An 11,999-nucleotide genomic window follows, 5' to 3' on the forward strand; every position below is an offset into this window, starting at 1 on the left:
CGGAGGACGCGCTCGAGCGCGGCGACATCGTCGAAGCTGCGGTTCTCGGGCGGCGCCCAACGATCCACTTGGGCCAGCAGGCCTCAGCGCTCGAACGGCGGGGAGTGGAGACCGATGTCGGGAAGGTTCTGGCCAACATCGTTGCGGAAAACCAGGGTGCTGTGCATCAGGCAGCGATACGGTTTGAGAGGGCAGCGACGGATACAGATCGTGCCCGCGGACATGCATCGATCCCGCCGAACCGTGTCGAGCTGGGGGCGAAATCGGGTGAAAGCTACATCGAGGACGTAAAGGGATTCGGTCGGCGAGGAGTTCTGGCCATTCGCACTCTTCCCGATGCATCCGAACCATCGCTGCGATCCCTGATGGAGAGCGCGTGGGGACTTTGGCGTGACGTGGTGGCGGCCGGTCTCGAGGGCGCGCTTCGGTCCACGCGCCTGCTTCTAGGTCGTCTGGACTTGGCCGTTAGCAACGGGAGCGTGGCGACAAGGGTGCGCAAGGATATCCACCGAGCGCTAAGGGGATTGGCCGCAGTGAGGCGACGAGCGACGGAGTGGCTGCGACGGGTGGAGGCAGAACGACGGGCTGCATCGCTTCTGACGCGCGCGGAGCGGTCGTTGGAGGACTTCATCGAACAGCAGCCCCGGCCGACAGGCGCTGCACTGGTGGCTTGGGCCCGGCGTCGCGGACGTCGCTTGGCCGCAATCGAGCAGCGTTTGGATGCCCTGAGAAAAGCTCGTACAAAGATCGAGGACGGTCAGGAAGAGGCCTGTGCGAATCAGCTGTCAGCCGCCGTGGCAGAGTTGGAAGCCGGCAGCAGGGTAGCCCTGGATCAGTTGGGGGATCCGCTTCACGAAACGGGAGACCCCGCAAAGCTGACTGTATCCATGCCGCAGGCCACGCCTCGGCCAAGGCTTCACTGACAGCAATGAAGAGCCCCCGCTGTGGCGGGGGGCTTGGGAAGTTCAATGAAGCGTTGGCCGTTTGGTCGTTGGCGGCTTGGCCGAGGGCCTGATTCCCCGCCGATCAGCGAGCAGTTGATCCAAGGGAGCCAGATCCTCTTTTACCTCGACGCGTTCCTTGGTTGTAGGAGCGGGCCGTGGCTGAAGTCTAGGCCTGTCATGAACGAGGTCGACTGGGTTTCCGCCTGCGCGCTGGCGCAAAACCTCGGCGGCGACCTCCAAGGCCACTCGAACATCTTCTGAGCGCTCTTGCTGAGTACGCTGGGCCGCTCGTTCGATGGTGCCGCTTAGAACCAGCGCAGCGATTCGGGTTTGTGGGTCAGTCATGGTTCCTCCGTCGTTGGTGTGTGCCCGTCGTCGGTCAACTGAGCATCGATGGGTTGGATCGGACTTTTTCCTGCAGACATGCCCAAGATGCGCTCCGAGAGCTCCAGAGCGATTTGAATGTCGCCCACGCGCTCTTCGCGAGTGCGATGGACGGTGGGGTTGAAGGTACCGCTCAGAAGTTGCGCGGCGATTTGGGTTCGTGGATCTAGCAATGTGCGTCCTCGGTTGGTGTGTACTCGTAGCCAACCAGTTAAGTGAAAATTATCAAGGGCACTCAGCAGGGAATTGCGCACACAATTGCTACTTAGTCGAAAAGAACTCGCTGGTTCGGGACAGCCCCTTGAAAGTCCCTCCGCCCTAGAGCAAATGATCTGTGCCGTTCCGGAACTGGCCCAGTTGGACACGCAAACTGCAGAGGCGTTCGGTGTCGTCCGGGCCCGTTCGATGGACCGGGCGAGGTTACGGCGAGTCAAGGGCGGTGGCGCAGGACGGTGCGGGACTTCTGTGCCGACAAAGCCTGTATAGAGCGGGCTTATCAAGCGCGATTGGCCGAGTTGAACTAATCACCAAGGAAGCTATGTCTGCTCGTAACTGCTCAGGGCAAGGGCCGGAGCCTTCCATTCACGACCAGATCAAGAACGCCACTCGCGACGTCGGTCGCGGCTGTAATCCACTGGTTGTCATCGCCAGGGAATGCCTCTTCAAGCGGATCTTCTTTCCCCCCGTGAAAGAGGTTGTTGCGAACCCTGCGGGCGGCTTGCATCAGCGCCCTCGGGTCTGACGCACTCAAGGCTTTGGCCCGGAAGGCGGTGATGTTGTGGCCGCCGTGCACCGTCACCACCTGAACCATGGGACGATCCCGGTTCCCGCCCAGAATCTTCTGCTTGGTCGAGTCAGATACGGCCAACGTGAGCAGCTCTGGTTGCATCGCTTCGAGTGCAGCGTCGACGGCTTGCCAATTCACGCTGGCGGATCCATTTGAGTAGGCGCCGGTGAATCCGGGGACTCGTTTCAGTGCAAACTCGAGGGCGCCGAACGCTCGGAGCAGGCGAAAGGCACGCAGTGCAGAGGCAGGCATGTTGGACCCATTCTATTGGTCTACTTGGCATCGCCGGCAGGGCTGGGCGCAAGCCCAACCGACCAGTTACCGCCCGGTTCCTGCTGTGGTGAGAGCAGGTCGTAGGTCTTCACCATATTCAGCAGCCCAGAGTGGCCGTATGCATTCGGGGTAAACGATGGGTTGGTTCGTCGCAAGTATTGCCCCAGTGCGCCCAGCCCCACTTTTCCCTCGGAGGTCTCGCCTGCAAGCAAGGCCACCGCATCCACCAAGAACCTAGGCCGACGTTTGGGGAGGGGGCGCTCCACTTTGCCGGGGGCTGTGCTCGCTGATTCGTTGAGACCAGTGGTGTCACGTGTCCCAGCAGCCGAAACGCTCTCCCAGAGGAAAAATTGGTCACATGCGTTGCGCAGGGCGAGTGGTGTCTTGGCCTCGCCAACAATGCAAACGGTTGCGCCGCGCTCGCGGAGTTTTCGGCAGAGATAGGCAAAGTCGGAGTCGCTGGTGACCAGGCAGAACGTATCCGCCCTGCCGTCGAACATCGCCTCTTGGGCGTCCAAAGCCAGAGCGATGTCTGATGTGTTCTTTCCCGCAGCGTACTGATACTGAAGGCAGGGCGTGAACGCCTGTTGGACCATCACTTCCTGCCAGCGGTTGGCGAGGGTGGCATGGTTTCCATAGCCCCGACGTAGCACTACTCGACCGAACTGAGCCCCCATCAAGAGCGCATGGTCGACGATCTCAGGACTGACGTTGTCGCAGTCCACCAGAACAGCGACCTTGCAGTCTTGGGGAGCACTTCCGTTTGCCATAGGTTTGCTTGGGTTCCGTTCTTCCAGGATCTGCTCTCGCATCGTCCGCGGGTTCAACGGGAAGCTTGGTAAGCAGTCCCTAAGAACATCTTACACGCAGGGCCTGGAAGATATGGATCAGCATCTTGCATAATTGTATTTTCCATGATAGCGCTTAGTTGACAATTTAAGCCTCATAAGCCACACTAGCCACTCTGGGTGCTTTGGAGGTCGTCATGTCTCAAGCCAAACAACGCAGGGCCAAAGCGGCGATTCCGCAGATGCAGGCCCATAGTTTTGAATGGACGATTCCCTATCATGAGTTGAATGAGGGGCTGGAAGAGCTTGATGTGATGGAAGACATAGCGGCGCATGCGTTTGAGGCATGGAGGCCAGGGAAGGTGGGTATCTATGAAGAGCTAGGTGAGCTTTTTAAGGCCCATGACGCTGCGTCTTTCAATCATTTTCTCCCTGCTGGGTTCGCTCTTCCCGTGAAGGGCTTAGTGTCTCCGCATCTTTTCCGCCACGGGCAGGCGCGTGAGAGCGCCCTCGCGATGGCGATCAAGCACAGCGAAGAGAGTCATGCGGATGCATTGGCGAGGGCTGGAATGAGCGCCGAGGCCGTGAGAATCATGCGCTCATGGCTGGAGACGGTGAGAGTTGGAAATCTGCTGCAATCGGAACTTCAGGTCACTAGGATGGCCGTGTTGTCGAAGTCCGAGCAATCGCAGGCAGAATCTGTTCCAATGTTTGATCACGATCCGAACGAGACGCTTGGTGTTGCCGAGTTCTCGAAGCTGCTCGGTGTTAGCGCGGAAACGGTCCGGCGTCGCGAAGGTGAGGGGAAGGTCATTGCGTTCCTTGGCTCTCACCGAAAGAGGGGCAGGGCTTATCCTGTGTTTCAGACGTGGGCGGGCATTTCCGGCGAGCCGTTGGTTGAAGTGCTTTCGCATCTATCAGGCAGTGGCGCGGAGGCCTTTGCATTCTTCACTGGGATCAATGAATCACTGGCAGGACTGACACCGATTGAAGTGCTCTTGGGCAAGCTGACCAGTGCGCGGGATGTCGCTGCAGGGCAGTGGTTGTTGGCGCAAGACGGCAGCAAGCGTCGTGCTGCGGTTGTCGCGGCTGCGGATGTCCACTCCCAATACTAAGCGAGGGATCGCGTGATTGATGCTAGTGACTTGGAAGTCGTCCTGCTTGATCCCCAGAATGACCTCGTTCGCCTCTTTCGACACGACGGCGCACATCTCGAGCCGCCGGAGGAGAAGTATCGGAATGCTCGGGTGGATCCTCCCGACGGGCATAAGGGCGACTATGCTGTGCTGTACCTGGGGAAAAACATTCCAACCGTTGCAGTGGAGTGCCACATTCTCTCTGAGAATCCATCCGGGAACTACCAGTGGCTGCGTCGTCGTGCCGAGAGTTACAAGGTCGCGCGCTATCGTTCAGAGCGGCCCTCCCTTTTCCTTCGAATCGATGGTCGGAACCGAAAGTATCTGGGTCTGGACGGAAGAGACGTTGCGTTCAAGCGATATGCCCCCTATCAAGCGATGGGCTTGGAACTGTTTCAACGTTTTGGGCAGACGGTTCATGGGCTTACCTGGTCCTCGTTCCATCGAAACCAACCAGGCGAAGTTTTTGCCTTGTGGCACCATCATAAAGATACGATCGGCCTGACCGTGACGTCCAAGGAACCTTTCGGTTCGTTGGCGTCCGACGCCGAGTGGAGCTCCTTCTTGACTGCAAATCCAACCATAGAAGAGCTTGCGTAAAGGGTTGCGCTGAGAGCAGTGGAGTCGTCCATGACGACATGTCTCTGCGTTTTAAAGAGACATGCCTGGTCGATTGATTGGTCAGCGCTAATGATTGCGAGCGCGGCGCGGCGCAGTGATTAAGGCTTGGGTGAACCATCTGGCCGTCGACGAAAGTCCGACACCCATTAAATGAAGGCATTGGGTGTAGTTCGAACACTACGTTGAACGTGTTCTCCTTGCACTGGGAAGCCGCTACATGAATAGACGATATGGATAGCTGTTCCCGGGAAGGTCCTTAACATTGGAGATGGTCCTGGCGAGCTTCTGGGAGTAGCGGATGCTGACGGGCACTGGGTCGTAGAGTGCGTCGTTGTTCCAGTCCATCTTGGTCAGCGCCAGTGTTTCGTGGGCGATCGTTTCCAGCGGTCCGCTACCCGCGTGACGGGTCAGTAGAAGTGGGCGGGGGATGCTCTTCCCGCCTTGGTAGTAGTCTGATTTGCTTGAAACGTCCGAAACATTGCCCGCAGCCCAAAGAAGAGCGGACGTGCCCGACCGGGGGATGAAGGTGCCGCGGGGGACTGGATATCTCGCTGGCTGGGTGCGCGCGGTACCAGCAGAGGATTTGACCAGCCATACTCCCCGCCAAGTCGGTCTGGAGCTGATCTCAATGCATTCCACCTCGGGGACGGCGGTCAAGGCGTCGCGAGCGCCAAGAACCTCGTCTTTCTTGAAGGCATTGCTTTTGTGAATGACCATTCGCCGAGGAAGAATGCCTCCATTGCGCTGTTGGTAGATCGATAGACTGCGGGCAATGACCGCTCGCATGTCTTCTCGTGACAAGAATGGATTTCTTCGTGCTTCGCGCACGTCCTCGACTGGATCTTTGGCCTCGAATGCCACGAACTGCATGCCGCCCCCGTCCATGTCGAACACCTGCGAGCAGCAGGTGACAAAGTGGGTTTCGTCGTTGACCTTCTTCAGCGCATATGCCAAACCAATGTAGGCAGTATCCGCGGGCACTCCCGCCAGAGGGGCGAGCTTCCAAGGAATGCCGCCGGCTTTGACATAGAGCGCGATCGACAGCCTCCAAGCCAGCTGAGCCTTGTTGGAGAAGCTGAAGGTCCGGTCGTTGATCACTTGGGTTGGGATGCCGTGCTTTGCTCCCAGTGCCTTGAGGACATCGTGCGCGTCGAATCCGTCTCCCGACGTATAAGGAAGCCACGCCTCTGGGAGATGGACTAGAACCACGTCAAACTGTTCGTGTCTTGTGCTTAGTTGCGAGAGAGCTGCGTCGAAGGCGGCCACCAGGCGATGCTGAAGCGGGCCAGATCCTGGAAGATCGTTGATGGAGTCGGGCCAACGGATGTGGTTGGCCTTGTCCGAGGAAGCCAAGTCCACGCCGAATACGCTGGCGAAACCGGGAAAATCTGGGGCGTAGCCGCTTCTATCGCTAGCCCCATGTCGCTCTTTCAGCGATGCCATAAGTGCGCCCCGAGTCCAAAACGCACTTGCTGGGCCCACTGTGGCGATGCGAACGGTGGGCGTGAACTGGCTGAATGTCTGGGACGAGAAGGGGCCGTAGTGCGCCAGCCCGCGAAGGGGGTGGACGTCTCGCCCCCCAGAGTGCGCAGGAGAAAAGGCCAGCTCCGGTTCCGAAAGCAAGGACAGCGGCGGTAGCTGCGAGCGAGAAACATCTACCATCACTGCCTCCGGTCAAAGTATTTGTCGTGATGTCCAGGACGACTGAAGCCGGTGAGCGGTGAAATGCGAAAAGCTGCATCCACTCCCTCTTGATCATCTATTCCGAACGCGTGAAAGGTGACGCCGTGTGGGGAGGTGAGCAAGCTCGCCCACGCGTCGATGATGTTGGCCCAAGCACCGTTGTACTTGGTCGCCCAGCGCTCTCGTCTCCAGTCAGCGGTCGGATCTGGCCTGCGCTGCGTCGACCAGCCCAGCGGGTCGCCTTGGGCCGTGTCAGAAGGAGCCAGCCGCTCATCTTGCGGTGCTTCTACGGCAGTGTAGGGATCAAACCCGCACCACCAGCGTCCCTCAATCTCTTCCAGCCGAACCGAGATGGCTTCGTTGTAGCTGCGACCGAACTTATTCCCCGTGAGCTCGCTTCCATAGGCCGCCTTGAGCTTGGATAGTTGGCGTTCGCGGCGATGTCGCTGCTCGTCTGTTTCGTTGCCCCTTGCGCTGGCAACCATAAGCGAGTGCCCGGAACGCTTAAGTCTCGGAATCAACGGTCGTCGCCGAGCCAATGCGCGAAGGAGGGCATCGTAGATGAGGCCTAGAGCCCAGCTGTCTTGGACGGGGTCCAGCGTCCAATGCCCGTTTAGCACTGGTTTCAGACTGTGCAATGAAGCGAGGATTTCTGCGTCTTTGCCGAAGGCTGCGAGCTCATTCCCAACCATTGCCACCGCCGACCGGCACTTCGTGGCCTTGAGCATTTCCCGCACCTCAACGATGGAGGATGGGCGGCCCAAGGCTACTCTTCTTGCCGTTATGGGGAGACTTTCAACCAGCAATGCGGAGAGGCGCAGCACGGGGAACTTCCGTGCTTCCGCCGTGCGCACCGGGATGGGAGCTGCGAGCTGGGTCGGCTGGAACGACAGGACATGGTCCAGCACCGGGCTTGGAAGGCCGATTTGGTTGAGCAGATCGCCGGCCAACTCGTCGAACGTCGCGGACTCGATGATGAAGACGCTGACTCCCGCAGACACAGCCTTCTGCAAAAAATCATTCACAGCCGGCAGGAGCTTGGAGCGGGAAGACGCACACCAGTAGAGGCCGCTTGGGAAGGGGTTCTCGTAGGCCAGGACCGACTCAAGCGCCTCCATCACGGAGGAATCGCGTCCGCTGTAGCCGACTACGACCAGACCGAACCGCTTGCAGGCTTCAACCATAGCCCGGCGCAGATCATGGTCTTGGGAAGCCAGTTCGCTCGTGGTGTTCTTCAGGGATGTTGAACGGTAGTCGCCATGAAGCTTGGCGATGAGCGGCCAGTCTGACTCATCCAGGCAGCGCGTAGCCAGGTGTGCAGAGTCTAGAGTCGCCACCGTAGGCTTGCTCGCGGCTCCTGGGGGCATTAGGGATGCCGCCAGCAGGCTGGATTCTTCAATCAGAGGATCAAAGTTGGTCGTGAAGACGCAGGGAGCCTTTGAGGCGCTTATCAGACCGGCCAGCATGCGGTGCCCAAAGCAGGGGGTGCCCTTGCTGATGGCGTCAGCGATGTATTGGCGACGATGGGTCTCTTGCGGATAAATCGCCTCGAACGCGGCCGCATACTCGGTCGGATCGTTAGGAGGCGGAAGGAGCGGGGTGCGAGAGAAGAACTCGTCAATGCGCTGAACCCACAGCGGATCGCTCGGATCAACGTTTCGGCGAGGGAACCGGGTCTCTTGGCAATAGAGCCTGGCTTTGAAGTCCAGGATCATGTCGTAGCCGGTCGGGATGCCAGAGGCCGCAGAAGCGCCGGCACCGAGAAGCCACGCGTGAAGCTCGGGTCGGAGGGCAAAGGTTGTAGCGAACTTAGATGCAGAAATAACCTGGATGGATTTCGTCATCAGGCAGCTGTTGAGTGGCCAGGTGAATGGGACAACCCAATCCTACTACCGCTCGTGTCTCATCTCCTTAGACTCCGAGATTGGAATCGATTCCAATCAACAAAAATGGGTCGGGCTTGCTGCAGGGGGCTTGTTGCGACGGTGTTGCGTTTTGAGCGGTGTTCCGCCGCCAACGGGCCAGAGTCATTGCTGCAGAAGGCTTTGCTTGCATATGATTCCGATGAATCCATCATGCTTCATCAGTGGGGTGTGTTCGGCGGACTTGTCTTTGGACATGGGACTCGTGGATCGGGGCATCCGGCCGCGCCGGAAGGCTGCGGCGGCGGAGCAGGGACAGGGCCGTCCATGGTAACTGCTGGGGCACCCGGCTGCCGGTGCCGATGCTGGGCTGCAGGGCGCATCAGGCCGCTGCCCGCGTGATCTGCCGATGGCGGGCGGGACCCTTCATGGCCATCGCGGACAGTGCCTTCGAGGCCCCATCCACATGCTGGGCGAAGGCGCGCCGGGGATTTCCGGTATCCGCGCCCGAGCATATTCTTCGATATTATGAATGTGGGTATATGACATATTTTCCAGGTCGCTCCTCACAGTTTCGGATGGTGCGGAAGGTATATGCGGAAAATATCTTAAAGTTTCTCCCGATCACGCCGCCATCGATCGTACGGCCATGATCAAGGGAATTGAGATGCTCGCTTTACGCAACCTCCGTGTGGGTTCCCGGCTGGGTGCCGGGTTTGGTCTGTTGCTCCTGTTCATCCTGGCCATCGTCGGCCTGGTGCTGTACGGGAATCACCTCAAGTCCGCCCAGTTCGAAAAGGTGGTGGACGTGAACATGGTGAAGATGCGGCTGTTGAACGACATGCTGGATACCAACAACGCGATGCTGATGCACCGGCGGTTGATGGTAATCAAGCGCGGCGAGGATTTCGACAAGGATTATCAGCAGGCCCTGCAGCTGTCGCGTACCTACGAGGGTATCTGGGCGCGTTACGTCAAAATTCCGCGAGACGCCACAGGCGATGCGCTGGTCGCGAAAATCGAGGCGGCGCGCAAGGCCACCGAGATTTCCACCGGGCAGCTGCATGCACGCATGAAGGCCGGTGATTTCGACGGCGCGGCCCGGGAACTTCTGGCCGAGCATGGTCTGGCGAGCGCCTGGAACCAATCCATTTCCGCGCTGCTGCGCCACCAGGAATCACTGACCGCGCGCAGCCGCGAAGAATATCGCGCCACCGAGGCCTGGACTGGCACGTTGTCGGTGGTATTTGGCGTACTGAGCCTGCTGTTGGGGTCATTGGCGGCATGGGCGATCACCCGCAGCCTGACCCGGCCGCTGGCGGGGGCGGTGAAGCTGGCTGACGGTATCGCCAGCGGACGCCTGGACAGTGCCATCGACGCCTCCGGCAACGACGAGGTGACCCAGTTGCTGAAATCGATGCAGCGCATGCAGGCCCAGGTGCAGGCGGTGATGGCGGCACAGGGCGAGCTGGCCCGCCAGCATGACGCGGGAAGCCTCAGCTATCGCATGGACGAGCGCGCGTTCCCGGGTGACTACGGACGCATGGTGCACGAGACCAATGCACTGGTGGGCGCGCACGTACAGGTGCAGAACCGGCTGATCGAAGTGATGAAGCATTACGCGCGCGGTGACCTGTCGGTGGACATGGATCCGTTGCCGGGCGAGAAGGCGGCAATCACCCAGGCCATGGACGAGACCAAGCGCAGCCTGTCGGCGATCAATGGCGAGATCCGCCGACTGGCGACAGCTGCGGCTGCGGGCGATTTCAGCCAGCGCGGCGATGAAGCGCGCTTCTCCTACGAGTTTGGTGACATGGTGTCCGGGCTGAACCGGCTGATGCAGACCACCGACGAGAACCTGGTGCAGGTGTCCAGCCTGCTGCAGGCGATTTCGCGCGGCGACCTGACCGTGCGCATGGAAGGTGATTTCCATGGCGTGTTCGCGCGCATGCGGGACGACTGCAACGCCACCGTCGATCAGCTCAAGCAGATCGTCGGGCGCATCCAGTCCAGTGCGTCGAGCATCACCCTGGCCGCCGGCGAGATCGCCGCGGGCAATACCGATCTGTCGCGGCGTACCGAGCAGCAGGCGGCCAACCTGGAAGAGACCGCCGCATCGATGGAAGAGCTGACGTCCACCGTCAAGCAGAACGCCGAGCACGCGCGGCAGGCCAACCAGCTGGCGATCGGCGCGCATGGCGTGGCGACACAGGGTGGCGATGTGGTTGGCCAGGTGGTGACCACGATGTCCGCCATCGAAGCCTCCTCGAAGAAGATCGCCGAGATCATCAGTGTGATCGATGGCATCGCCTTCCAGACCAATATCCTGGCGCTCAACGCGGCGGTGGAAGCCGCGCGCGCCGGCGAGCAGGGCCGTGGCTTTGCGGTGGTCGCCAGCGAAGTGCGCACGCTGGCGCAGCGTTCGGCGGGTGCGGCCAAGGAGATCAAGGGCCTGATCGAGGATTCGGTGGGCAAGGTGGCCGATGGGTCGGTGCTGGTGCGTCAGGCGGGCACCACCATGGGCCAGATCGTGGCCTCGGTGCAACGCGTGACCGACATCATGGCCGACATTTCCGCGGCCTCGCAGGAGCAGAGTTCGGGCATCGAGCAGGTCAACCAGGCGGTGGTGCAGATGGATGAGACCACGCAGCAGAATGCGGCGCTGGTGGAAGAAGCCAGTGCCGCCGCACGCTCGATGGCCGAGCAGGCCAACCTGCTGTCCGAGGCCGTGGCCGTGTTCCGTACCGGCGCAGTCGCTGCGGCCACATCGGTTCCGCGCGCGCTTGCCGCAGTGGCAGCCTCGGTCGCGCCGGTGCGGCGGCCGGCGGCGCTTTCGCCACGCATCGAGCAGACGTTGGCCGCCAATGCGGGTGGCTGGGAAGAGTTCTAGCAGTAGCGCATGCCGGCAGGGAGACGGCACCCATCGCGATGGCTGATCGCGGTGGGCGCACCTTTGTTCCTGAACGCGCGATGGCCGACCAGGTGGCGGACACGCGCATTTCACTTCCGGTTGCCAACCGCGGGAGGACACTTGCGCCATACCGGAACTCAGGAGATGGCCATGAAGACCTCGACCCGATTGCTTGTGCTGGGCACCCTGCTGGCGGCTTCGTCGGTGGCCGGCGCGCAGACCTATGGTCCGCGCGATGAGGGCCGCCGATTCAACGATGGCAGCCGCGTGGTCTGCAAGAACGTGGAAGTGCAGCGCAACTCGCGCGATCCGAACCGCATCGCCGGCACCGCGACCGGTGCGGTGATTGGCGGCCTGCTCGGCAACCAGGTCGGTGGCGGCAACGGCAAGAAGCTCGCCACCGTGGCCGGCGCCGTGGCCGGTGGTGCGGCTGGCCGGCAGATCCAGGGCAACAGCCAGCAGAAGAACGGCGATCGCGTGGTCGAACGCCGCTGCGAGCGCGTCTACCGTTGATCGATCGCCAACAGCGCCCTGTCCACATCGCGGTCCTCGAACGCCGGCCCAGCGCCGGCGTTCTTCGTTGCAGGAGAAGGGGACGGAGGGAATTAAG

Annotated in this window: 8 protein-coding genes and 1 pseudogene; 5 read left to right on the top strand and 4 right to left on the bottom strand. The window is 60.7% G+C overall.

Annotated elements, in window-relative coordinates:
- Positions 1 to 923 (top strand): annotated as a pseudogene (locus ARC23_RS19485) (MobQ family relaxase); the annotation flags it as partial.
- 961 nt (positions 924 to 1,884) lie between these two features.
- Here ARC23_RS19485 and ARC23_RS19490 read toward each other — a convergent pair.
- Entirely contained in the window at positions 1,885 to 2,253 is a 369-nt protein-coding gene (locus ARC23_RS19490) for a hypothetical protein (RefSeq protein ID WP_057498723.1), read from the bottom strand.
- A 134-nt stretch (positions 2,254 to 2,387) separates the two neighbouring features.
- Positions 2,388 to 3,158, bottom strand: a complete 771-nt coding sequence (locus tag ARC23_RS19495) for an NYN domain-containing protein (protein ID WP_057498724.1) — start codon at positions 3,156 to 3,158, stop codon at positions 2,388 to 2,390.
- Between the two features lie 215 nt (positions 3,159 to 3,373).
- Here ARC23_RS19495 and ARC23_RS19500 point away from each other — a divergent pair, with 215 nt between their 5' ends.
- Both ARC23_RS19500 and ARC23_RS20610 read left to right on the top strand, forming a co-directional pair.
- Positions 3,374 to 4,291, top strand: a complete 918-nt coding sequence (locus ARC23_RS19500) for a MerR family transcriptional regulator (RefSeq protein WP_057498725.1) — start codon at positions 3,374 to 3,376, stop codon at positions 4,289 to 4,291.
- Positions 4,292 to 4,321: 30 nt separating this feature from the next.
- On the top strand, positions 4,322 to 4,912 hold the full coding sequence (locus tag ARC23_RS20610) for an RES domain-containing protein (RefSeq protein ID WP_160321671.1): 591 nt from the start codon (positions 4,322 to 4,324) through the stop codon (positions 4,910 to 4,912).
- 234 nt (positions 4,913 to 5,146) lie between these two features.
- Here the strand turns inward: ARC23_RS20610 and ARC23_RS19505 are convergent, their stop codons facing one another.
- Both ARC23_RS19505 and ARC23_RS19510 read right to left on the bottom strand, forming a co-directional pair.
- On the bottom strand, positions 5,147 to 6,376 hold the full coding sequence (locus ARC23_RS19505; protein ID WP_238985283.1) for an argonaute/piwi family protein: 1,230 nt from the start codon (positions 6,374 to 6,376) through the stop codon (positions 5,147 to 5,149).
- Positions 6,377 to 6,594: 218 nt separating this feature from the next.
- Positions 6,595 to 8,460, bottom strand: a complete 1,866-nt coding sequence (locus ARC23_RS19510; protein ID WP_203226381.1) for an SIR2 family protein — start codon at positions 8,458 to 8,460, stop codon at positions 6,595 to 6,597.
- A 685-nt stretch (positions 8,461 to 9,145) separates the two neighbouring features.
- Here ARC23_RS19510 and ARC23_RS19515 point away from each other — a divergent pair.
- Entirely contained in the window at positions 9,146 to 11,368 is a 2,223-nt protein-coding gene (locus tag ARC23_RS19515; RefSeq protein ID WP_057498727.1) for a methyl-accepting chemotaxis protein, read from the top strand.
- Positions 11,369 to 11,533: 165 nt separating this feature from the next.
- A complete protein-coding gene (locus tag ARC23_RS19520) occupies positions 11,534 to 11,902 on the top strand; it encodes a glycine zipper 2TM domain-containing protein (RefSeq protein ID WP_014646414.1) in 369 nt (122 codons plus the stop codon).
- Positions 11,903 to 11,999 lie beyond the last annotated feature (97 nt).

Origin of the sequence: Stenotrophomonas beteli, assembly GCF_001431665.1 — a bacterium.
Lineage (GTDB): Bacteria > Pseudomonadota > Gammaproteobacteria > Xanthomonadales > Xanthomonadaceae > Stenotrophomonas > Stenotrophomonas beteli.